Here is a 22,149-nt window from a genome sequence, read left to right as displayed (position 1 = left end):
GCCGTACGCGTCGCGGAAGCGTGACGCGTCGGGGGAGCGCGGCGGGGAGCGCGACGCGGCTGGGACTGATGGTCCTGCCCGTCGTGTTCTTCGCCGTGTTCTTCGCCTGGCCCGTCGTCTCCATCGTGGAGCGCGGGCTCAGGCCGGACGGGCGGTGGGAGCTCGGGCGGTTCGGCGAGACGCTGAGCCGGCCGGAGATCCTCGACGTCCTGTGGTTCACGCTGTGGCAGGCCCTCGCCTCCACGGCGCTCACCCTGCTCGTCGCGCTGCCCGGCGCGTATGTCTTCGCACGGTTCGACTTCCCCGGCAAGCGGGTGCTGCGGGCCGTGGTCACGGTGCCGTTCGTGCTGCCGACGGTGATGGTCGGCACGGCGTTCCTGGCGCTCGTCGGGCGGCGCGGGCTGCTCGACGACTGGTGGGGGCTGCGCCTCGACACCAGCGTCTGGGCGATCCTGCTCGCCCATGTCTTCTTCAACTACGCGGTCGTCGTCCGCACCGTCGGCGGCCTCTGGTCGCAGCTCGACCCGCGCCAGGAGGAGGCCGCCCGGGTCCTCGGCGCGTCCCGCTGGCGGGCCTGGCGGACCGTGACGCTGCCCGCGCTCGGGCCGTCCGTGGCCGCCGCCGCGCTCATGGTGTTCCTGTTCACCGCGAGCTCCTTCGGCATCGTGCAGATCCTCGGCGGCCCCGCGTACTCCACCCTGGAGACCGAGATCTACCGGCAGACCGCCGACCGGCTCCAGCTGTCCACGGCCGCCGTGCTCACCATGGTGCAGTTCGTCGCCGTCGGCGCGATCCTCATGGTGCACGCGCGCGTGGTGCGGCGCCGGGAGACGGCGCTGCGCCTCGTCCCGGCCGAGCGCACCGCCCGCCGCCCGCAGGGCGCGGGCCAGTGGGCGCTGCTCGGCGGCGTCCTGCTGTCCGTCGCGCTGCTGATCCTCGCTCCGCTCGGCGTGCTCGTGGAGCGCTCCTTCGCCACCTCCGACGGCTACGGCGTGGACTACTACCGGGCGCTCGGGCAGGTCGACGAGGGCGGCACCTTCCTCGTGCCGCTGACCGACACCATCGTGAACTCGCTGCAGTACGCGCTCGCCGCGACCGGCATCGCCGTCGTCATCGGCGGGCTCGCCGCGGCGGCCCTCACCCGGCGGGCGGGCCGGCTGGTGCGCGGCTTCGACGCGCTGCTGATGCTGCCGCTCGGGGTGTCCGCGGTGACGGTCGGTTTCGGCTTCCTCATCACCCTCGACGAGCCGCCGCTCGACCTGCGGGCCAGCTGGATCCTCGTACCGCTCGCGCAGGCGCTCGTCGGGGTGCCGTTCGTCGTGCGGACCATGCTGCCGGTGCTGCGCGCGGTCGACGAGCGGCTGCGGGAGGCGGCGGCCGTGCTCGGGGCGTCGCCGTGGCGGGCCTGGCGGGAGGTCGACCTGCCGCTGGTGCGGCGGGCGCTGCTGATCGCCGCCGGGTTCGCGTTCGCCGTGTCGCTCGGCGAGTTCGGGGCGACCGTGTTCATCGCGCGGCCCGACAACCCGACCCTGCCGGTCGCCGTGGCGCGGCTGCTCGGCCGGCCCGGTGAGCTCAACTACGGCCAGGCGATGGCCCTTTCGACGATTCTGATGGTGGTGTGCGCGGTGTCCCTGCTGCTGCTCGAACGGCTGCGCTCCGACCGGACCTCGGGGGAGTTCTGATGCTTTCGCTGACCGGCGCGACCGTACGGTTCGGGGAGCGGGCCGTACTCGACGCGGTGGACCTGGAGGTCGCCGAGCACGAGATCGTGTGCGTCCTCGGGCCCAGCGGCAGCGGCAAGTCGACGCTGCTGCGGGCGGTCGCCGGGCTGCAGCCGCTGGACGCGGGCCGGGTGCTGCTCGGCGGCGCCGACCAGGCCGGGGTGCCGGTGCACCGGCGCGGGGTCGGCCTGATGTTCCAGGACCACCAGCTGTTCCCGCAACGGGACGTCGCCGGGAACGTCGCCTTCGGGCTGCGCATGCACGGCGTGCCGAAGGGCGAACAGGGCGCGCGGGTCGCCGAGTTGCTCGACCTCGTCGGACTGCCCGGCGCCGGGCGGCGGGCCGTGTCCGCGCTGTCCGGCGGCGAGCAGCAGCGCGTCGCACTGGCCCGGGCGCTCGCGCCGCGGCCCCGGCTGCTGATGCTGGACGAGCCGCTCGGGCAGCTCGACCGCGGCCTGCGGGAACGGCTCGTCGTCGAACTCCGCGCCCTGTTCACCCGGTTGGGGACGACCGTGCTCGCCGTCACCCACGACCAGGGCGAGGCGTTCGCCCTCGCCGACCGGGTCGTCGTCATGAACGACGGCCGGATCGCCCAGACCGGCACGCCCGTCGACGTGTGGCGGCGCCCCGCCTCCGAGTTCGTCGCCCGCTTCCTCGGCTTCGACAACGTCGTCCCGGCCACCGTCACCGGCGCCGCCGCCGACACCGTCTGGGGCAAGATCCCCGTCCCCGACGGCTCCCCCCAGGGCGAGCGCCGCCTCCTCGTCCGGCCCGCCGCCCTCCGCCCCGTCCCCGCCGGCGAGGGCCTCGCCTGCCGCGCCGCCACCCGCACCTTCCGCGGCGACCACGTCGCCGTCACCCTCCTCCCGCCCGAAGGCCCGCCCCTGGAAGCCGAGTTCTCGCTCCGGGACGCGCCGGAGGAGGGCGCCGAGGTGGACGTGGAGTTCCGGGCGGAGGACGTGGTGGTGCTTGAGGAGGAAGCGCCCTAGAACCCCCGGTCGAACAGGGCGCGCAGCCACGGCTCGCGAACCTCGGGCCGTCGGGCGAGGGTGGCGCGGAAGGCATGGTGGTCCGGCCGGAAGACGTACCAGGGGTGGTCCGGCAGTGGGTAGTCGTCGCGGAGTACACCGTCCGGCAGGGTGCCCGACGCCGGAAGCGGCCAGGTCTCGCCGGGCAGCGCGAGATACGCCCACACGCCGTCGGGCAGCGGTACGGGCACGGCGCCGCCCGCCGGACGCCAGGGCTCGCCGGTGACTCGGTCGTACGGGACGAGGGCGATGTCCAGGCCGTCGCCGGGCAGCCCGGGACCGGCCAGGCCCACGCGCTTCGGCGGTGGCCCGGGTGGCAGCAGGGCGTCCAGTGGTGCCCCGAACACCTCGGAGAGCAGGCCGTCGGGCAGGGCGAGCGGGGCGCCCCGCGAGGCGACGAGGAGATCGGCCAGGGCCGCTCCGGTCGCGGCCTGCCACGCGTCGCTCCAGCCGCCGAGCGGATCGATCGGCGCCAGCGGCTCCAACTCCCGGGCAGGGACGGGAAGTCCGGTGGCCACCCGCCGCACCGCGTTCGGCTCGATCCACACCGCCTGCCACAGACCGCAGTCGTCCACCCGCGACGCCACGAGCAGCCCGCACGCCACGCATGCCATGCTCGGCAGCTCCCCGACGCACATGCCGAGGCACGCGTCGCCCGAGTGCTCGGGGATCAGCCGCGTCCCGCGGACGTCGCCGGGTGCGACGACGATCCGGTCCGGTGCCCCGAAGGACAGCGGGTAGACCGGCGCGAAGAGTCCGCGGGCCGCCGCCTCCGCCTCCCCGATCTCCTCCCAGGGCCGGAACGGCGGCCCGGAGGGTTCCGGATCCACGGCATAGGTGCCCGGCGCCATCAGCTGCGGCATCACACCGTGCCCGTAGGAGAAATGGGCCTCGACCGGAAGCGGGACCCGCGCCAGCGGCACCGTCAGTTCCGCGCCACACCCGGCGCACACGAACACATCCATCGCCCGGGATTGTGCCTGCCGCTGTTCTTCCGGCCAACCGAATTCCTTCCTGTTACCTTGTCGCCCGTGAAGCACGACCGACGCCTGCGCCCGCTCGCCGTGGACGGCACGCCGTGGCTGTGGACCGTGCGGCAGCGGCTGCGGCCGGTGTACGAGGACTGCCGGCTGACGCTCGCGTTCCACCCCGCGGACCGGCCGCGCCGGGAGCGGCGGCGGCTCGCGATCGTGTTCGCGCCCACCGACACCGGCGTCATCTCGAACGACTGGTTCGAGTCGGGGACCGTGATCCGGCTGGCCGACCAGCACCATCTCAACCTGTACGAGCCGGGGACGGCCCGGCGGCTGCTCGAGGCCGCGCAGGGCGTGCTCGGGCGTGCGGTTCCGGAGCGGGACACCGAGCTCGACGGGTGGCCGCTCGCCTGGCCGGTCATGGACGCGACCGACTACCCGGCGGCGGCCAGCCGTTCAAGCGCCTGAGGGGCCTCGTCGATCGAGTCGACGAGGGCGATCCGCGCCGCCATCGGGCGGCCTTCGGCGAGCGTCGCGAGCAGGGGCCAGGCCGGCAGGCGCGTGGTCCAGTGGGCGCGGTCGACCAGGACCATCGGGGCCGGGGCGCCGCGCGAGGCGTAGTAGTTCGGGGTCGCGTTGTCGAAGATCTCCTGGACCGTGCCGGCCGCGCCCGGCAGGAACACCACGCCCGCCGTCGAGCGGGCGAGCAGCCCGTCCTCGCGGGTCGCGTTGGCGAAGTACTTGCCGATCCGCGACGCGAACGCGTTCGGCGGCTCGTGGCCGTAGAACCAGGTCGGGATGCCGGCCGAGTCGCCGCCGCGCGGCCACCGGGCCCGTACCTCGAAGGCGGCCCGCGCCCAGTCGGTGACCGACGGCGTGAAGGACGGGGCCTTCGCGAGGAGTTCCAGGGCCTCGTCGAGGGCGGCGTCGGGCAGCGGAGCGGCGTACGCGCCCAGGTTCGCGGCCTCCATCGCGCCGGGGCCGCCGCCCGTCGCCACCGTCAGGCCCGCCCGGCTCAGCGAGCGCCCCAGCCGGGCCGCACCCGCGTACTCGGCGCCGCCCCGCACCATCGCGTGCCCGCCCATCACGCCCACCACCCGCGCGCCCGCGAGCGCCTCGTCGAGGGCGTCCGAGATGGCGTCGTCGTGCAGCGAGCGGAGCATCGACGAGAAGATGTCGCCGTCCGCGCGGGTCCGCTGGAACCAGGTGTACGAGCGGGCGTCCGGGGTCTGTTCGTACGGCTGCCCGGCGATGCCCTCGTACAGCTCGCCGGGGGAGTAGAGCCGGGACCGGTACGGGTCGAACGGCAGATCCGGCACCGGCGGGAACACCAGCGCCCCGTCCGCCCGTACCTTCGCCGCCGCCTCCGGCGCCATCGCGCAGCCCAGGAACACGGCGTCGGCGGTGGACGCGGCGAGCAGCGCGAACGTGCGGTCGGTGAGGTCCACCGACTGGATCCGGTGCCCGCGCAGCGAGCCGCGCGCACCGAGCGCCGCGTCGAACTCGTCGAGCGAGTGGATCTCCCGCTCATGTCCGCGCGGCCGGTCCGGCCTCCCCAGGGGCTGGGTCATGCGCCCACGATAGGCCGGGCACGGCCGCGAGGCCCTGTCCGGGGGACGGGGGACGGGGGACGGGGGACGGGGGCCGGGGCCCTCAGCCCCGCAGCGGCACCGCCGCCAGCGCGCCCACCGCCCAGGTCAGCGGCACGAACACGGCGAGCAGTGCGCCCGCCCGGAGCAGGGCGGTGGTGCGGAGCACCGTGGGCGGGGCGCCGAGGCGGAGCAGGGCCTCGGTGGTGTGGGTGCGGGACTGCTTGGACTCCAGGGCGGCGGAGAGGAGGGTCGCGGTGGTGCAGCCGACGACCACGGTGACGCCCAGCCAGGACAGCGGGCCGAGCTCGCCGCCGTACAGGGCGTAGCCGGCGACCGCGCCGGAGCCGACGGCGGAGACCACGCCGAGCGGGCGGCCGATGCGGCGGGCCTCGTCCATGAGGACCCGGCCGGCGAGCAGGCGTACGGCGCCGGGGCGGACCAACTGGAGGAGGCGGCCGCAGCCGTGGGCGAGGCCGGGGCCGGCCATCGCCAGGCCGACCGCGGTGAGCACCCAGCCGGCCAGCACCCCGCCGCCGTCGCCGCGCGCCGCGTACGTCTCGACGGCGAGGCCCACGGCGAGCAGGGCCACGCCCCAGGGCAGGCCGGCGGTCGCGGACCGCACGGCGGCGGGGGTCTCCGCGGTCTTGCGGGGGCGCAGCGCGAGGCCGGCCGCGGTGGCGCCCGCCACCGGGACGACGGCCAGCAGGGTCAGGGCGGCGGCGAGCGGGAGCGGCTGGTCGGCGGCGAGCAGGTCGGCGGCGGCGCCGTCGAAGGGCAGGCCGGTGATGTCGCCGCGCAGATGCAGATAGAACAGCAGGGCGACGGCCGAGCCGAGGGTGCAGGCGACGGCGGTGGAGGTCGCGGCGATCGCGGTGAGCCGGGCCGGGCCGAGGCCGATCGCGGACAGGCCGGGGCGCGGCCGGATGCTGGGGTCGGTGCGGGCCACCGCCACCGCGAACTGCACCGTCGCGGCGAGCGGCAGCGCGCACCACAGCAGCCGCAGCACGGCCGCCGAGGAGTCGCCGGGGTGGCCGACGGCGTAGCCGAGGGAGCACAGGAGCAGGAAACCCACCCCGGCGGCGGCCGCGGCGACGCACAGCCGCCGCAGCTGCACGACGGGATGGGTGCCGCGGACTAGACGGAGAGCGAGCACGCGGTGACGCCCTCCGCCCCGGTGGCCGGCGGTACGGCGCCGACGCGGCGCCCGTCGAGGAGCGCGACCGTGCGGTCGGCGAGCGCGGCGACCTCGGGGTCGCCGCTGGCGAGCAGCACCGTGATGCCGTGCGAGCGGGCCGCGGCCGTCAGGGTGCGAAGGACCTGGGCGCCGTCGGCGCGGTGCAGGGTCGCGGTCGGCTCGTCGGCGAACAGCACCGAGGGGGTGGTGACCAGGGCGCGGGCGATCGCGATCCGCTGGCGCTGCGACTGGGTGAGGGCGTGCGGGCGCCGCTTGGCGGCGGCCCCGGTGTCGAGGCGCTCCAGCCACTCGACGGCGGTGGTGCGGGCGGCCCGGTGGGACACGCCGCGCAGCAGCAGCGGCAGGGCCACGTTCTCCCAGCCGGTGAGTTCGGGGACGAGCCCGGGCTCGGGGTCGATCCAGCCGAAGCGCTCGCGCCGCAGCCGCTCGCGCTGTGCCCGGGTCATGGTGTGCACGGGCGCGCTGTTGAACCAGACCTCGCCCTCCTGGGCCAGGGTCTGGCCGGACAGACAGCGCAGCAGCGTGGTCTTGCCGCTGCCGCGGGGTCCGGTGACGGCGAGGATCTCGCCTTCGCGCGCGCCGACGGAGACTCCGGTCAGCACGTCGGAGCCGCCCAGGGCGCAGCGCAGGGAACGCGCCCAGAGCACGTCGTTGTCCGGTGGGGCCACCATCGCGTACACCTCGATGTCGGATCTGATGTGTGTTCCCCCGTACGGGGGAACGAGGAGACGGGCCTGTGGGTCACGTGGGTCACTCGGCACCGTAAGGATTCAGATCCGCTTGTACGGACAGCACGCGGCCCGGGCCGCCGCCATCCACTCGGATGGCGGCATGCCCGGGCCGGGGTCACGCCGTGAGGGCGGCGTGATGTCGCGGGATCAGAGCTTGGTCCACGCCTCGGTGAGGGTGGCGCGGAGGATCTGCTCGATCTCGTCGAACGTGGACTGGTCCGAGATCAGCGGCGGAGCCAGCTGGATGACCGGGTCGCCGCGGTCGTCGGCACGGCAGTACAGGCCGTTGTCGAAGAGCGCCTTGGAGAGGAAGCCGTACAGGACGCGCTCGGTCTCCTCGTCGTTGAAGGACTCCTTGGTGACCTTGTCCTTGACCAGCTCGATGCCGTAGAAGAAGCCGTTGCCGCGGACGTCGCCGACGATCGGCAGGTCGTGCAGCTTCTGCAGCGTGGAGAGGAAGTTGCCCTCGTTGTCGAGGACGTGCTGGTTCAGCTTCTCCTTGTCGAAGATGTCGAGGTTGGCGAGGCCGACGGCGGCGGACACCGGGTGGCCGCCGAAGGTGTAGCCGTGCAGGAAGGTGTTGTCACCCTTGTAGAACGGCTCGGCCAGGCGGTCGGAGACGATGCAGGCGCCGATCGGGGAGTAGCCCGAGGTCATGCCCTTCGCGCAGGTGATCATGTCCGGCACGTAGCCGAACTTGTCGCAGGCGAAGGTGGTGCCGAGGCGGCCGAAGGCGCAGATGACCTCGTCGGAGACGAGCAGCACGTCGTACTGGTCGCAGATCTCGCGGACCCGCTGGAAGTACCCGGGCGGCGGCGGGAAGCAGCCGCCGGCGTTCTGCACCGGCTCCAGGAAGACGGCCGCGACGGTCTCGGGGCCCTCGAAGAGGATCTGCTGCTCGATCTGGTCGGCGGCCCAGCGGCCGAAGGCCTCCGGGTCGTCGCCGTAGATCGGGGCGCGGTAGATGTTGGTGTTCGGGACCTTGTGGGCGCCGGGCACCAGCGGCTCGAAGGGGGCCTTCAGACCGGGCAGACCGGTGATGGAGAGGGCGCCCTGCGGGGTGCCGTGGTAGGCGACCGCACGCGAGATGACCTTGTACTTGGTGGGCTTGCCGACCAGCTTGAAGTACTGCTTGGCGAGCTTCCAGGCGGTCTCGACGGCCTCGCCGCCGCCGGTGGTGAAGAACACCTTGTTCAGGTCGCCGGGGGCCTCGTTGGCGAGGCGCTCGGCGAGCTCGACGGCCTTGGGGTGGGCGTAGGACCACACCGGGAAGAAGGCGAGCTCCTCGGCCTGCTTGCGGGCCGTCTCGGCGAGCTCGGTGCGGCCGTGACCGGCCTGGACCACGAACAGGCCGGCGAGGCCGTCGAGGTACTTCCGGCCCTTGTCGTCGTAGATGTAGGTGCCCTCACCGCGGACGATGGTGGGGACGGGGCTGTTCTCGTACGACGACATGCGGGTGAAGTGCATCCACAGGTGGTCGTAGGCGGTCTTCGAGAGGTCCTTGCTCACGGCTATCGGGTTCCCCACATATAGGTCTGCTTCTTGAGCTTCAGGTAGACGAAGCTCTCGGTGGAGCGCACCCCGGGGAGGGTGCGGATGCGCTTGTTGATCACATCCAGGAGGTGGTCGTCGTCCTCGCAGACGATCTCCACCATGAGGTCGAAGGAGCCCGCGGTCATCACCACGTACTCGCATTCGGCCATGGCCGTCAGCGCGTCCGCGACCGGATCCAGGTCACCCTCGACGTTGATGCCGACCATCGCCTGGCGCCGGAATCCCACGGTGAGCGGGTCGGTGACGGCGACGATCTGCATGACGCCCTGGTCGAGCAGCTTCTGGACGCGCTGCCGTACGGCGGCCTCGGACAGGCCGACGGCCTTGCCGATGGCGGCGTAGGGACGGCGTCCGTCCTGCTGGAGCTGTTCGATGATCGCCAGGGAGACGGCATCGATCGTCGGGGACGAACCGGTTCCGGTTCTGGAGTCTGTGCTTCGACTGGCCACGACTTCACTGTGCACCGAACCTGTCGTTCTCGCAACCCCAGAGCGATGAAATTCGTTGTTCAAGGCTCTCGATCACACTGAATCCGAAGTTGGCGAGGGTCGGGCCTGTTGAAAGCGTCAGTGGACCGACTAGGCTGAGGTGTCTCGCACATCGGGACACCGCACGACGGAGTGCGGAACAGAACGTGACAGGAGGGGTGGCAAGTGACCACCGAGCTGCGCCGGCTGCGCAACTACATCAACGGGGAGTTCCGGGACGCGGCCGACGGCCGCACGATCGACGTGATCAACCCGGCCACCGGTGAGGTGTACGCCACCTCCCCGCTGTCGGGCCAGGCCGACGTCGACGCCGCCATGGAGGCCGCCGCGGCCGCCTTCCCCGCCTGGCGCGACACCACGCCCGCCGAGCGCCAGAAGGTCCTCCTGAAGATCGCGGACGCCTTCGAGGAGCGCGCCGAGGACCTGATCGCCGCCGAGGTCGAGAACACCGGCAAGCCGGTCGCCCTCACCGCGAGCGAGGAGATCCCGCCGATGGTGGACCAGATCCGCTTCTTCGCGGGTGCCGCCCGGATGCTCGAGGGCCGCTCGGCCGGCGAGTACATGGAGGGCATGACCTCGATCGTCCGCCGCGAGCCGGTGGGCGTCTGCGCCCAGGTCGCGCCGTGGAACTACCCGATGATGATGGCCGTGTGGAAGTTCGCCCCGGCGCTCGCCGCGGGCAACACCGTCGTCCTCAAGCCCTCGGACACCACCCCGGCGTCGACCGTCCTGATGGCCGAGATCATCGGGCAGATCGTCCCCAAGGGCGTCTTCAACGTCGTCTGCGGCGACCGCGAGACCGGCCGCGCCATGGTCGAGCACCCCACCCCGGCGATGGCCTCCATCACCGGCTCGGTCCGGGCCGGCATGCAGGTCGCCGAGTCCGCCGCCAAGGACGTCAAGCGCGTCCACCTGGAGCTCGGCGGCAAGGCCCCGGTCGTCGTCTTCGAGGACACCGACATCGACAAGGCCGTCGAGGACATCTCCGTCGCCGGCTTCTTCAACGCCGGCCAGGACTGCACCGCCGCCACCCGCGTGCTCGTGCACGAGTCCATCCACGACGAGTTCGTCGCCGCCCTCGCCAAGGCCGCCGCCGAGACGAAGACCGGTCAGCCGGACGACGAGGACGTGCTCTACGGCCCGCTCAACAACGCCAACCAGCTGAAGCAGGTCTCCGGCTTCATCGACCGCCTCCCGGCGCACGCCAAGGTCGAGGCCGGCGGCCACCGGGTCGGCGACAAGGGCTACTTCTACGCCCCGACCGTCGTCTCCGGCCTCAAGCAGGACGACGAGATCATCCAGAACGAGGTCTTCGGCCCCGTCATCACCGTCCAGTCCTTCACCGACGAGGCCCAGGCCCTCGACTTCGCCAACGGCGTCGAGTACGCCCTGGCGTCCTCGGTCTGGACGAAGGACCACTCCCGCGCCATGCGCATGTCCAAGGCGCTCGACTTCGGCTGCGTGTGGATCAACACCCACATCCCGCTGGTCGCCGAGATGCCCCACGGCGGCTTCAAGAAGTCCGGCTACGGCAAGGACCTCTCGGGCTACGGCTTCGAGGACTACACGCGCATCAAGCACGTGATGACCTCGCTCGGCTGATCCCTCCCGGCCCCGCGACGCGGCCCCGGCACCCTGATCGACAGGGTGCCGGGGCCGCGCCCGTCGGTGCGCCGCCGCGCCGTGATAAGCCGTACCCATGACCGATACGGGGATCAACTCAGCGATCAACTCAGCCGTCGCCTATGGACTGTTCGCCGCCTGGGCGCTGCACGACACCGAGGAGGTGCTGTACGGGCCGGGCTGGATGCGCGAGAACCTGCCGGGCCTCAAGGAACGCTTCCCGGGCGCGCCGGAGGCGGTGTGGCAGGCGCTCGGGTCGGTCGACGACCGGGAATTCCGGGCCGCCGTCGGGGTGATGGCCGCCATCGTCGGTGCGGCCGCCGTCGCCGGACACCGCACCGGCGGCCGGTCCGCCTTCTACCAGGGCGCGTTGAACGGCTTCGGCCTGCACGGCCTGGTGCACCTCGCGCAGGCCGCCGCCGTCCGCGGGGTGACCCCCGGATCGGTCACCTCGCCGCTGCTGGTCATCCCCTTCACCCTCTGGGCGCGCGGGCGGCTGCGCCGCGCCGGGGTGCTGCGGCCCACCCGGGGCCGGGACGTGCTCGCGGGACTCGCGCTCGCGGGCGGGGCGACCGCCGTCTCGCACGCGGTGGCGCGCCGGCTCACCCGGCGACCCCGTTTTTGAACGCGTTCATGGGAGGCGTACGCTGCCTTCCATGAACGACACGAACGGGCCGAGAGCCCTCCTCAAGCGCATCCGCGTCTGGCTGGTCGTCTTCATCGTCTGCCTGGTGCTCAGCGGGGCCACCGCGTTCCCGCTGGTCACCGAAGTCCGCCTGGCCGACGGCGCCCTGGACGGCTGGGCCGCCCCGCTCGCCGACGCCTTCCCCGGCCTCGCCGAGTGGAGCTCCCGGGTGCGGACCGGGCTCGAAGGGGCCGACGCCCGGGCCCCGTACCTCCTCTACGGCACCGACTGGCTGGCCTTCGCCCACCTCGTCATCGCCGTCGCCTTCTACGGGCCCTACCGCGACCCGGTCCGCAACATCTGGGTCATCGAGTTCGGCATGATCGCCTGCGTCGGCATCATCCCGCTCGCCCTGATCTGCGGACCGATCCGCGGCATCCCCTTCTGGTGGTCGGTGATCGACATGTCCTTCGGGGTCCTCGGCATCCTGCCGCTGCTCGCCGTACGCCGGCTGATCAAGCGCCTCGAAGCGCTCGAAGCCCTGGAGGCGGCGGAAGCACCGGGCGCGGTCACTCCGACGGCGCCCCGAACGTCGCCAGCATGAGGTTCAGCGCCACCTTGTTCATCTCCTGGCCCTTGGCGTCCGTCGAGTTGACGCTGTAGACCAGGGTCCGCTCGCCGTGGCGGGTGGAGGCGATGGCCGCGTTGTAGCCCCAGCGGCCACCGGTCTTGCCCCACACCTCGCGCCCGCCCAGCTTCTTCATCGACAGGCCGACGCTGTACGCGGCCGGGTCGCCCGACCCGAAGTCCGCCACCTTCGGCAGCGTGAACATCTCCTCCAGGAGCGGTCCGCGCACCACCCGGCCGCCGAACAGGGCCCGCGTGAACCGCTCCAGGTCCGCGGTGGTCGAGATCAGATCGCCCGCCGCCCAGCCGTCCGTGACGCCCCACACGGTCACGTCCCGCAGCCCGGTCGTCCCGTCCTCAAGGCGCATCCACTGGTACCCGTGGTTGTGCCGGCCCTCGATCCGGGGGCTGCCGCCCGGGAAGTACGTGTCCTTCAGACCGAGCGGCCGCAGCACCCGGGACGCCACCTGGTGCTCGTACGAGTCACCCGTGACGCGCTCGACGATCAGACCGGCGATCGTGTAGCCGATGTTCAGATAGTGCTGCTTCTCGCCGGGGGCGAACTCCCGCGGCCGCGCGGTCGCGTCGCGCACCAGGTCACGCGGGTCGTGCTCGACGAAGCGGCGCGCGTACCACTCCTCGACCGTCTCGCCCGGCAGGTGCGCCGCCGGGATGCCGTGGGTGTGGTCGAGCAACTGGCGTACGGTGACGCCTCCGTACGCCGCCGGGATCAGCTCCGGGAGGTACGAGCGGGCCGGGCGGTCCAGGCCGATCCGGCCCTCGGCCGCCAGCTGCAGGACGACCGCGGCCGTGAACACCTTGGTCACCGAACCGGCCCGGAAGCGGGCGCCCGGGTCCGCCGGGCGGCCGGTCGTGAGGTCGTGCACGCCCGCACTGCCCTGCCAGGCGCCCTCGGTGCCGCCGACCCGGACCAGGGCCGCCGTCGCGTCCTTCGACGGGAGGCCGGCGATCACCGCCGACAGGTCGGGCGCCGTCGGGGCCTGGGCCATTGCCCGGGCCGGGGCGGCGAAGGCCGGGGCGAGGGACGCCGGGCCGGCGGTGACGCCCAGGACCAGGGCGGCGGCGAGCAGGGCGCGGGTGGACTTCCGCATGGTCAACTCCATGGGTCTGAGCCGTTGTTCTCGATGGCTCCATCCTGCTGACCTGCGACGACCGGCGGATCGCCCGCACCGGCGGTCTTCCGGCGGCTACTTCCTCGCCCGCCCGGGGGAGGCGCCCGCGCCGCCGGCTCCCCCGGGCGGGGGAGAGCCCGCCGCGACCAGGCCCGTCTCGTACGCGCAGATCACCGCCTGGATGCGGTCCCGCAGCCCCAGCTTGGCGAGGACGTTGCCGACGTGCGTCTTCACCGTGTGGTCGCTGACCACCAGCTCCGCCGCGATCTCCGCGTTCGACAGGCCGCGGGCGAGCAGCAGCAGCGTCTCGCGCTCCCGCCCGGTGAGGACGTCGAGCCGGGGATCGGCGGTCCGGGCCGGGCCGCCGGGGCGCGGCCCGCCCGCCGTGTACTGCTCCACCAGGCGCCGCGCCACGGACGGCGCGAGCAGCGAGTCGCCCGCCGCCACCACCCGTACCGCGTGCACCAGGTCGTCGCGGCGCACGTCCTTCAGGAGGAAGCCGCTCGCGCCCGCGTGCAGCGCCTCGTACACATACGCGTCGGTGTCGAAGGTCGTCAGCATCACCGTCCGGCAGCCGGACTCCGCGCTGATCGTCCGGCAGGCCTCGATGCCGTCGGTCCTGGGCATCCGGATGTCGAGCAGCGCCACGTCGGGCGCGAGCCGCCGCACCGCCTCGACGGCCGCCGTGCCGTCCCCGGCCTCCGCCACCACCTCGATGTCCGGCTGCGCGTCCAGGATCATCGCGAAGCCGCTGCGGACCAGTTCCTGGTCGTCCGCCACCACCACCCGGATCGTCATCTCTCCCCCTCTGTCCGTACGGGGAGCAGAACCCGCACCTCGAACCCCCGGCCGTCCGGGCCGGGGCCCGTGCGCGCCGTCCCGCCGTGCGCGGCGGCCCGCTCCCGGATGCCCACGAGACCGTGCCCGCCGGGGCCGCCCTGCGGGCCGCGCCCGTCGTCGGTCACCGTGACCCGCAGGACGCCGTCGGCGTGGGCGAGCCGGACGTCGACCGTACGGGCCCGGGCGTGCTTCACCACGTTCGTCAGCGCCTCCTGCACGATCCGGTAGACGCTCGCCCCGGTCGCCGCGGGCAGCGCCCGCACCCCGCCCTCCGTCGCGTACCCGACGCTCAGACCGCCCGACCGCACCCGCTCCAGGAGCGCCGGGAGGTCCGCGAGATCCGGCTGCGGCGCGCGCGGGGCCGCCGGGCCGCTCGCGTCCTCGCGCAACACGCCCAGCATCCGGCGCAGTTGGACCATCGCGTCCCGGCCGGTCGCGGAGATCGCGTCGAACGCGGCCTCGGCCCGCTCCGGCGCCGCCCGTACCGCCACCGGCCCGGCCTCCGCCTGCACGATCATCAGGCTGACCGCGTGCGACAGGATGTCGTGCATCTCCCGGGCGATCCTGGCCCGTTCGCGGGCCGCGGCCCGCTCGGCGTCGACCCGGTGGGCCCGCTGCCGGGCGTCGGTGAGCCGGCCGAAGGCGTAGGCGGCGCCGAACACGAAGAGGGAGAAGGTGAGTTCGCGCGCCGACTGGGTGTTGAGCCACACCGAGACCGGCACCGCGACCGTCACCAGGATCCCGGCCGCGAGGCGTTTCCACGGCGGCGAGAGCACCGCGATCGTGTAGAGGCACACCAGGCCGGTGTACGGCAGCGGCTGCCCCGGCCCCTCCAGGGCCAGCCGGTAGAGCGCGCTCGCCGCGATCACCGCGAGCAGCACCGCCAGCGGGGCCCTGCGCCGCCACACCAGCGGCACGACGGTGAGCGTGGTCAGTCCGTACGCCGGCCAGGTCGCCGGTTCGAGCTCCGGGCCGCGCGGCACCACGAACGGCATCGTCATCGCCGCCTGCACGAGCAGGGCCAGACCGATGTCGACCGCCCATGGATTGGCCTCGGCCCGGGACCGCAGCCGGTCCCGGAGCAGCCGTGCGCGGGCCCCCGCGTCCCGCGTTCCCGTCGTCCCCCGTATCCGCATTACGGCTTGCGCGCCACCGCTCCGTACTGGGCGACGTCCGCCGCCTCCGGCGCCTGCCAGCGGGCGCAGGACACGATGCCCGGCTCCAGGACGTCGAGCCCGTCGAGGAAGGAGGCGAACTCGGCGCGGCTGCGGGCGGTGATCGGCGGGGTGGCGTTGGCGTTCCAGAACTCCATGGCCGCCACGTTGGCCTCGCCGCCCACCTCGGGGTCGTACGTCGGATGCGTGACGACCAGATAGCTGCCGGACGGCACCGCGTCCATGAGGGTCCGGACGATCGCGCGGGCCTCGTCGAGGTCGAGGACGAAGTTGAGGATGCCCAGTATCAGCACGGCGACCGGCCGCGAGAGGTCGAGCGTCCCGGCGGCCGCCGCGAGGATCCGCTCGGGGTCCCGGGCGTCGGCGTCCACGTACTCCGTGCGGCCCTCGGGGGTGCCGGTGAGCAGCGCGCGGGCGTGGGTGAGGACGATCGGGTCGTTGTCGACGTAGACGATCCGGGAGTCCGGCGCGATCCGCTGGGCGACCTCGTGGGTGTTGTCGGCGGTGGGCAGTCCGGTGCCGATGTCCAGGAACTGGCGGATGCCGGCCCCGGCGGTCAGCCGGGTCACCGCGCGGCCGAGGAAGGCGCGGTCGGCGCGGGCCACGGCGCCGATGCTCGGATGGAAGGCGGTGACCCGGTCGCCGACCTCCCGGTCCACCGGGTAGTAGTCCTTGCCGCCGAGCCAGTAGTTCCACACGCGCGCGTTGTGCGCGATGTCGGTGCGGATCCTGTCGTTCATGCACGGCCCTTTCGCACGACGGCGGCCAGCGTGTCGACCCGATTGGTGGTGATCGAATCGACCCCGTTCCCGATCAGCTTACGCATGTTCCGCCGGGTGTCGGGGGTCCACACCGAGACCAGCAGGCCGGCCCGGTGCACCCGCTCGACCAGCTGCCGACTCGCCAGGCCGAAGCGGTAGTTGAGCCATCTCGGGCGCACCGCGTCGAGCAGCACCGGGCGCGGCGGGGCCAGCGTGTTCCAGGTCAGCGCGATCTCCGCGGCCGGGTCGGCGGCCCGGACGTCGAGCATGGCCGTGCCGCCCGCGCAGTAGTAGACGCGCTCGCTCGCGCCGCACTCGCGCACCGTGCCGACGATCTTCCGGACCGAGGCGTCGTTCCCGCCCGGCAGGTCCAGCATCAGCCGGTGCGGGCCGGCCGCGATCAGCGCCTCGCGCAGCGTCGGCACCCCGTCCTCGGTGATCTCCCGCAGCTCGTCGAGGGTCAGCCCGGCCAGCCGCCGGTCGAACCCCCACAGCCGCTTCAGGGTGTCGTCGTGCAGCAGCACCGGGACGCCGTCCTCGGTGAGCCGGACGTCGACCTCCACCGCGTCCGCGCCCCGCTCGAACGCCGAGACGATCGAGGGGACGGTGTTCTCGCGGACGCGGTAGGGGTCGCCGCGATGGCCGACGACGGTGACTGGGGTATCCATGGCCCCATTCTCCCGGGCGTCAGGCCGACATCCAGCGCTCCGTGTACGTGTCGATCTCCTCGGTGAGGCGCGCCTTGCCGGCCTCGTCGAGGAAGGAGGCCTCCACCGCGTTCTTCGCGAGCGCCGCGAGACCGCGCTCGTCCAGACCGAGCAGCCGGGCCGCCACCGCGTACTCGTTGTTGAGGTCGCTGCCGAACATCGGCGGGTCGTCGCTGTTGATCGTGACGAGCACCCCGGCCTCCACCATCTGCCTGACGGGGTGGTCCTCCAGGCGCTCCACGGCGCGGGTCGCGATGTTCGAGGTGGGGCACACCTCCAGGGCGATCCGGTGCTCCGCCAGGTACTTCAGGAGCTCCGGGTCCTGGACCGAGCTGGTGCCGTGGCCGATGCGCTCGGCGCCCAGCTCGTTGATCGCGTCCCAGACCGTCTCCGGTCCGGTGGTCTCGCCGGCGTGCGGCACGGACCGCAGCCCGGCCGCCCGCGCCCGGTCGAAGTACGGCTTGAACTGCGGGCGCGGCACACCGATCTCCGGTCCGCCGAGGCCGAACGAGACCAGACCCTCGGGCCGCAGCTCGACGGCGAGCCGCGCCGTCTCCTCGGCCGCCTCGAGCCCCGCCTCGCCGGGGATGTCGAAGCACCAGCGCAGCACCACGCCGAGCTCCTTCTCGGCCGCGAGCCGGGCGTCCTCGATGGCGGCCATGAAGGCGCGCTCGTCGATGCCGCGGCGGGTCGAGCTGTACGGGGTGATGGTCAGCTCCGCGTAGCGGATGTTCTGCCGGGCCATGTCGCGGGCCACCTCGAAGGTGAGCAGCCGCACGTCCTCCGGGGTGCGGACCAGGTCCACGACGGAGAGGTAGACCTCGATGAAGTGGGCGAAGTCGGTGAAGGTGAAGTAGTCCGTCAGGGCCTCGGGATCGGTCGGAACCTTGGAGTCCGGGTGACGGGCCGCCAGCTCGGCGACGATACGGGGCGAGGCGGAGCCGACGTGGTGGACGTGCAGCTCGGCCTTGGGCAGCCCCGCGATGAAGGCGTGAAGGTCGGTCATCCGGTCATCGTAGGCCGGAGGGCTGACCGTCCCCCGTATGGCGTAGGCCGTAGCATGGCGTGACCACGATGGGGGAGGCCCATGTCCGAGAACAACGACCAGCCGGTGGACCCGTGGGCGCCGCCGAACCAGGACGGCGTCGAACTGAGCAAGCCCACGCCCACACCGCCGCCGGTGCACGACCAGCCCACCATGGCCTCGATGCCGGGCGCCGAGCTGCCGCCGCCGCCCGCCGCGCCCGGGGGCAGCTTCGGATACCCGACCGCCCCGCCGACACCCACGCCCGCGGCCGGCACGCCCGGGTACGGCTACCCGCCGGCGCCGGCCCCCGCCCCGTACCCCGGTTACGGAGCGGGGTACGGCGGTCAGCCGCCGGGCTGGGGCCAGTCCCCGTCCAACGGCATGGGCACGGCCGGCATGGTCGTCGGCATCATCGCCGTGGTCATCTTCTGCTTCTACGGGCTGCCCAGCCTGATCCTCGGCATCCTCGCCCTGATCTTCGGCATCATCGGCAAGAAGCGGGTGCAGCGCGGCGAGGCCAACAACAGCGGCCAGGCCACCGCGGGCGTCGTGCTCGGCGCGATCGGCATCGTGCTCGGCATCGCGATGATCATCTTCTACGTCTGGATCATCGCCAACGCCGACGAGTGGGAGGAGAGCGGCAAGGACCCCTGGGAGACGTCGCTCGTCGTCGAGGGGCGCCGCTAGCGCCGCACGCTCGAACAGCGTTGACGGGGGCCGCTCGCGCGGCCCCCGTCCTCGTCTCCGGCCCTTCTCGGCCCGTCTCCCGGCGCTCGTCTTCTGGTGCGGCTCACCGCAGCCGCTCGCGCGCCTCCATCAGCGCGAAGCCCAGCAGGTTCTCGCCGCGCCACCGGTCCGGGTCCATGGCGCGCGGGTCGTCCGCCGCGAGCCCGATGCCCCAGATCCGGTCCACCGGGCTGGCCTCCACCAGGACCCGGGTACCGGTGCCGAGCAGGAAGGCCTTCAGGGCCGGGTCGGAGGCGAACTTGTGGACGCTGCCCGCCACGACGATGCCGAAGCGCTCGCGCCGCCACACCTCCTCGTCGAAGCCGCGGACCAGCCGGCCCGCCTTCTTCGCCTGCGCGGGAGAGGCAGCCGCGAGCGCCGCCCGCTCCGCCTCGGGGTCGTCGAAGAGCCGCGCCTTGCCGGCCATCATCCAGTGCTCGGCGGTCGCGTAGCGCACACCGTCCACCACGAAGGGCGCCGGCCACCACTGGCTCAGACAGCTCGCCGACAGACGCCCGTCAGGGTGCGGCCGGTGCCCCCAGAAGTGCAGCCACTTCACCCTCTCGCCGCTTCTGACCTGCTGTTTCAAGGATTCGAGATCGTTCATGCACGCCACTGTTCCAGTTGCCACGGACACTCCGTACGGCAATTTCCCGCCGTCCTCGACACATTGATCGACCGAATCCGTCGCGTAACCAAAAGGCAACAACGGAATCACTTGTTGGACCGGATGCCCTCTGTCAGGATCGGCACTCAACTCGAGCTGGAACAACGGAGAGCGTCATGGGCAACCGCTTCCAGGCGTCGGACCGCTTCGCGGACGGCGCGCAGTACATCGGCGGGCGGCTCCGCCCCGGCACCTCGGACACCGAGCACGGCGTCGTCGACCCGGCGACGGGGGAGACCGTCCTCACGTACACCCTCGCCTCGGCCGACGACGTCGACGCGGCCGTGACCGCCGCCGCCGAGGCCTTCCCCGGCTGGGCGGGCGCCACCCCGGGCGAGCGCTCCGACGCGCTGCACCGCTTCGCCGGAGTGCTCGCCGAGCGGGCCGAGGAGTTCGCCCAGGCCGAGTCCCTCCAGTGCGGCAAGCCCATCAAGCTGACCCGCGAGTTCGACGTGCCCGGCACCGTCGACAACACCGCCTTCTTCGCGGGCGCCGCCCGGCACCTCCAGGGCCAGTCGGCCGGCGAGTACTCCGGCGACCACACCTCGTACGTACGGCGCGAGCCGATCGGCGTGGTCGGCTCCATCGCCCCGTGGAACTACCCGCTGCAGATGGCCGCCTGGAAGATCCTGCCGGCCGTCGCCGCCGGCAACACCGTCGTCCTGAAGCCCGCCGAGCTGACCCCGCTGACCTCGCTGATGTTCGCCCAGGCGGCCACCGAGGCCGGCCTGCCCGACGGCGTGATCAACATCGTCAACGGCGCCGGACGGGTCGCCGGCGAGCACCTGGTCGGACACCCGGGCGTCGCCATGACCTCCTTCACCGGCTCCACCGGCGTCGGCAAGCGGGTCGCCGAGATCGCCACCGCCACCGTCAAGCGGCTCCACCTGGAGCTCGGCGGCAAGGCCCCGTTCCTGGTCTTCGACGACGCCGACCTGGAGGCCGCCGCGCACGGCGCCGTCGCCGCCTCCCTCATCAACAGCGGCCAGGACTGCACCGCCGCCACCCGCGCCTACGTCCAGCGGCCGCTGTTCGACGCCTTCGTCGCCCGGGTCGCCGAACTCATGGAGACGGTGCGCCTCGGCGACCCCTTCGACCCGTCGACCGACCTCGGCCCGCTCGTCAGCCACGCCCAGCGCGACCGGGTGGCCGGCTTCGTGGAGCGGGCCCGCGCCTACGCGACCGTCGTCACCGGCGGCGAAGCCCCTGGTGGCGAGCTCAAGAACGGCGCATACTACCGACCCACCCTGATCACCGGCGCCCCGCAGGACAGCGAGGTCGTGCAGTCGGAGATCTTCGGGCCGGTGCTGGTGGCCCTGCCCTTCGACGGCGACGACGAGGGCATCCGGCTCGCCAACGACACCCCGTACGGCCTCGCCGCCTCCGCCTGGAGCCGCGACGTCTTCCGGGTGAACCGGGCCACCCGCGAGATCAAGGCCGGCTGCGTCTGGGTCAACGACCACATCCCGATCATCAGCGAGATGCCCCACGGCGGCTACAAGGCCTCGGGCTTCGGAAAGGACATGTCGGCGTACTCCTTCGAGGAGTACACGCAGGTGAAGCACGTCATGTACGACAACACGGCGGTGGCGGCCAAGGACTGGCACCGCACGATCTTCGGGGACCGACAGCAGTAGCGCCGTCCGACCAGCGGCATCCACCCACCCCTCCGGAAGGGCACAGCGCATGGAGCAGTACCAGCCCGACAGCCTGTCGGCCGCGCAGACGGCGGCGATACGGCGCAGCCTCACCAGCGGCCGGGGCGCCCTCAGCCGCCGCTCGATGCTGCGCGCCGGCGGCGTCGGCGCGCTCACCCTCGGCGGCCTCGCCGGCCTGAGCGCCTGCGGCATCCCGCCGGCCAAGCGGGAGGGCAACGGTCCCGCGTCCATCGACGTGTCGGCCAAGGAGAAGAGCGTCGCCTTCTCCAACTGGACCGAGTACATGGACGTGAGCGAGGACGAGAAGCACCGTCCGACCCTTGAGGCGTTCGCCAAACGGACCGGGATCAAGGTCAAGTACACCGAGGACATCAACGACAACGTCGAGTTCTTCGGCAAGATCAAGCCGCAGCTCGCGGCTGGCCAGGACACCGGCCGTGACCTGATCTGTGTCACCGACTGGCTGGCCGCCCGGATCATCCGGCTCGGCTGGGCGCAGAAGCTGGACCCGGCGAACCTGCCGAACGCCTACGCCAACCTCTCCCCGCAGTTCCGCCGCCCCGACTGGGACCCGGGCCGCTCCTACTCGTACCCCTGGACCGGCATCTCCACCGTCATCGCCTACAACGTGAAGGCGACCGGCGGGAAGAAGGTCGACTCGGTCACCCAGCTCCTCGACGACCCCGCCCTCAAGGGCCGGGTCGGCTTCCTCACCGAGATGCGCGACTCGGTCGGCATGACCCTCCTCGACATGGGCAAGGACCCGGGGAAGTTCACCGACGCCGACTACGACGCGGCGATCGGGCGCCTCCAGAAGGGCGTCGACAAGAAGCAGATCCGGCGCTTCACCGGCAACGACTACACCTCCGACCTCGACAAGGGCGACCTCGCGGCCTGCCTCGCCTGGGCCGGTGACGTCATCCAGCTGCAGGCGGACAACCCGGACATCCAGTTCGCCATCCCGTCCGCCGGCTACATCACGTCCAGCGACAACCTGCTGGTCCCGGCGAACGCCCGGCACAAGGCCAACGCCGAGAAGCTCATCGACTACTACTACGAGCTTCCGGTCGCCGCCCAGCTCGCCGCGTACATCAACTACGTGTGCCCGGTCGACGGCGTGAAGGACGAGCTCGCCAAGATCGACCCCGAGCTGGCCGCCAACACCCTGATCCTCCCGGACAAGGCGATGGCCGCGAAGTCCCGCGCCTTCCGCTCGCTCAGCAGCGCCGAGGAGACGGCGTACGAGGAGAAGTTCGCCAAGCTCATCGGCGCCTGACCGGCCGTCCGCCCTCCCCTT

General features: G+C 72.8%; 22 protein-coding genes. 9 read left to right on the top strand and 13 right to left on the bottom strand.

Annotated features, from left to right (window positions below):
• Positions 1 to 68: 68 nt before the first annotated feature.
• Positions 69 to 1,682: an iron ABC transporter permease gene (locus KV205_RS13700; RefSeq protein WP_265864587.1), complete on the top strand. Its 1,614-nt coding sequence runs from the start codon at positions 69 to 71 to the stop codon at positions 1,680 to 1,682.
• Positions 1,682 to 2,710 (top strand): ABC transporter ATP-binding protein, encoded by a 1,029-nt coding sequence (locus KV205_RS13695; protein ID WP_265864585.1) that lies wholly within the window; start codon positions 1,682 to 1,684, stop codon positions 2,708 to 2,710. Before KV205_RS13700 ends, KV205_RS13695 begins: the two co-directional genes overlap by 1 nt.
• Here the strand turns inward: KV205_RS13695 and KV205_RS13690 are convergent.
• Positions 2,707 to 3,714: a hypothetical protein gene (locus tag KV205_RS13690; protein WP_265864583.1), complete on the bottom strand. Its 1,008-nt coding sequence runs from the start codon at positions 3,712 to 3,714 to the stop codon at positions 2,707 to 2,709. The two genes, KV205_RS13695 and KV205_RS13690, sit on opposite strands and share 4 nt — an antisense overlap.
• A gap of 66 nt (positions 3,715 to 3,780) precedes the next feature.
• Between KV205_RS13690 and KV205_RS13685 the strand changes: the two genes are divergently transcribed.
• The gene (locus tag KV205_RS13685) at positions 3,781 to 4,191 is read left to right on the top strand and encodes a hypothetical protein (RefSeq protein WP_265864581.1); all 411 of its coding nucleotides are present in this window, start codon (positions 3,781 to 3,783) and stop codon (positions 4,189 to 4,191) included.
• Here the strand turns inward: KV205_RS13685 and KV205_RS13680 are convergent.
• The 5 genes from KV205_RS13680 to KV205_RS13660 all read right to left on the bottom strand — a co-directional run bounded on the left by KV205_RS13680 (position 4,158) and on the right by KV205_RS13660 (position 9,259).
• Positions 4,158 to 5,294, bottom strand: a complete 1,137-nt coding sequence (locus tag KV205_RS13680) for an LOG family protein (RefSeq protein ID WP_265864579.1) — start codon at positions 5,292 to 5,294, stop codon at positions 4,158 to 4,160. The two genes, KV205_RS13685 and KV205_RS13680, sit on opposite strands and share 34 nt — an antisense overlap.
• Positions 5,295 to 5,376: 82 nt before the next feature.
• Positions 5,377 to 6,468 carry a hypothetical protein gene (locus tag KV205_RS13675; protein ID WP_265864578.1) on the bottom strand — a complete coding sequence of 364 codons (1,092 nt, stop codon included), beginning with the start codon at positions 6,466 to 6,468 and terminating at the stop codon, positions 5,377 to 5,379.
• Positions 6,450 to 7,181, bottom strand: a complete 732-nt coding sequence (locus KV205_RS13670) for an ABC transporter ATP-binding protein (RefSeq protein ID WP_265864577.1) — start codon at positions 7,179 to 7,181, stop codon at positions 6,450 to 6,452. The genes KV205_RS13675 and KV205_RS13670 overlap by 19 nt, the downstream gene beginning before the upstream one ends.
• Positions 7,182 to 7,388: 207 nt before the next feature.
• Complete coding sequence (locus tag KV205_RS13665; RefSeq protein ID WP_265864575.1) at positions 7,389 to 8,768, bottom strand: aspartate aminotransferase family protein; 1,380 nt, start codon at positions 8,766 to 8,768, stop codon at positions 7,389 to 7,391.
• The gene (locus KV205_RS13660) at positions 8,753 to 9,259 is read right to left on the bottom strand and encodes an Lrp/AsnC family transcriptional regulator (RefSeq protein WP_265864573.1); all 507 of its coding nucleotides are present in this window, start codon (positions 9,257 to 9,259) and stop codon (positions 8,753 to 8,755) included. The genes KV205_RS13665 and KV205_RS13660 overlap by 16 nt, the downstream gene beginning before the upstream one ends.
• Positions 9,260 to 9,448: 189 nt before the next feature.
• Between KV205_RS13660 and KV205_RS13655 the strand changes: the two genes are divergently transcribed.
• The 3 genes from KV205_RS13655 to KV205_RS13645 all read left to right on the top strand — a co-directional run bounded on the left by KV205_RS13655 (position 9,449) and on the right by KV205_RS13645 (position 12,135).
• Positions 9,449 to 10,885 carry a gamma-aminobutyraldehyde dehydrogenase gene (locus KV205_RS13655; RefSeq protein WP_265864571.1) on the top strand — a complete coding sequence of 479 codons (1,437 nt, stop codon included), beginning with the start codon at positions 9,449 to 9,451 and terminating at the stop codon, positions 10,883 to 10,885.
• Positions 10,886 to 10,982: 97 nt separating this feature from the next.
• Positions 10,983 to 11,531 carry an HXXEE domain-containing protein gene (locus KV205_RS13650; protein WP_265864570.1) on the top strand — a complete coding sequence of 183 codons (549 nt, stop codon included), beginning with the start codon at positions 10,983 to 10,985 and terminating at the stop codon, positions 11,529 to 11,531.
• A 31-nt stretch (positions 11,532 to 11,562) separates the two neighbouring features.
• Complete coding sequence (locus KV205_RS13645; protein ID WP_265864569.1) at positions 11,563 to 12,135, top strand: hypothetical protein; 573 nt, start codon at positions 11,563 to 11,565, stop codon at positions 12,133 to 12,135.
• Here the strand turns inward: KV205_RS13645 and KV205_RS13640 are convergent.
• From KV205_RS13640 to KV205_RS13615, 6 genes are all read right to left on the bottom strand, one after another.
• A complete protein-coding gene (locus KV205_RS13640) occupies positions 12,101 to 13,270 on the bottom strand; it encodes a serine hydrolase (RefSeq protein ID WP_265864568.1) in 1,170 nt (389 codons plus the stop codon). The genes KV205_RS13645 and KV205_RS13640 overlap by 35 nt on opposite strands.
• A gap of 96 nt (positions 13,271 to 13,366) precedes the next feature.
• Positions 13,367 to 14,089 carry a response regulator transcription factor gene (locus KV205_RS13635; protein ID WP_265864567.1) on the bottom strand — a complete coding sequence of 241 codons (723 nt, stop codon included), beginning with the start codon at positions 14,087 to 14,089 and terminating at the stop codon, positions 13,367 to 13,369.
• On the bottom strand, positions 14,086 to 15,132 hold the full coding sequence (locus KV205_RS13630; RefSeq protein ID WP_374214671.1) for a sensor histidine kinase: 1,047 nt from the start codon (positions 15,130 to 15,132) through the stop codon (positions 14,086 to 14,088). The genes KV205_RS13635 and KV205_RS13630 overlap by 4 nt, the downstream gene beginning before the upstream one ends.
• A 134-nt stretch (positions 15,133 to 15,266) precedes the next feature.
• Entirely contained in the window at positions 15,267 to 16,046 is a 780-nt protein-coding gene (locus tag KV205_RS13625; protein WP_265864563.1) for an SAM-dependent methyltransferase, read from the bottom strand.
• Positions 16,043 to 16,735: a glycerophosphodiester phosphodiesterase gene (locus tag KV205_RS13620; protein WP_265864562.1), complete on the bottom strand. Its 693-nt coding sequence runs from the start codon at positions 16,733 to 16,735 to the stop codon at positions 16,043 to 16,045. Before KV205_RS13620 ends, KV205_RS13625 begins: the two co-directional genes overlap by 4 nt.
• Positions 16,736 to 16,754: 19 nt before the next feature.
• The gene (locus tag KV205_RS13615) at positions 16,755 to 17,780 is read right to left on the bottom strand and encodes an adenosine deaminase (RefSeq protein ID WP_265864561.1); all 1,026 of its coding nucleotides are present in this window, start codon (positions 17,778 to 17,780) and stop codon (positions 16,755 to 16,757) included.
• Positions 17,781 to 17,861: 81 nt separating this feature from the next.
• On the opposite strand from KV205_RS13615, the gene KV205_RS13610 reads away from it, so the two are divergent.
• Positions 17,862 to 18,488, top strand: a complete 627-nt coding sequence (locus tag KV205_RS13610) for a DUF4190 domain-containing protein (protein WP_265864560.1) — start codon at positions 17,862 to 17,864, stop codon at positions 18,486 to 18,488.
• A gap of 103 nt (positions 18,489 to 18,591) precedes the next feature.
• Here the strand turns inward: KV205_RS13610 and KV205_RS13605 are convergent, their stop codons facing one another.
• On the bottom strand, positions 18,592 to 19,134 hold the full coding sequence (locus KV205_RS13605; protein WP_265864558.1) for an NADAR family protein: 543 nt from the start codon (positions 19,132 to 19,134) through the stop codon (positions 18,592 to 18,594).
• A gap of 176 nt (positions 19,135 to 19,310) precedes the next feature.
• Between KV205_RS13605 and KV205_RS13600 the strand changes: the two genes are divergently transcribed.
• Together KV205_RS13600 and KV205_RS13595 are read left to right on the top strand one after the other, a co-directional pair.
• Complete coding sequence (locus tag KV205_RS13600; RefSeq protein ID WP_265864556.1) at positions 19,311 to 20,831, top strand: gamma-aminobutyraldehyde dehydrogenase; 1,521 nt, start codon at positions 19,311 to 19,313, stop codon at positions 20,829 to 20,831.
• Positions 20,832 to 20,880: 49 nt separating this feature from the next.
• On the top strand, positions 20,881 to 22,128 hold the full coding sequence (locus KV205_RS13595; protein WP_265864555.1) for a PotD/PotF family extracellular solute-binding protein: 1,248 nt from the start codon (positions 20,881 to 20,883) through the stop codon (positions 22,126 to 22,128).
• Positions 22,129 to 22,149 lie beyond the last annotated feature (21 nt).

Origin of the sequence: Streptomyces sp. SKN60 (genome assembly GCF_026236535.1) — a bacterium.
Classification (GTDB): domain Bacteria; phylum Actinomycetota; class Actinomycetes; order Streptomycetales; family Streptomycetaceae; genus Streptomyces.
The sequence above is the reverse complement of the archived record's forward strand: the minus strand, read 5'-3'. Positions and strand labels throughout refer to the sequence as shown.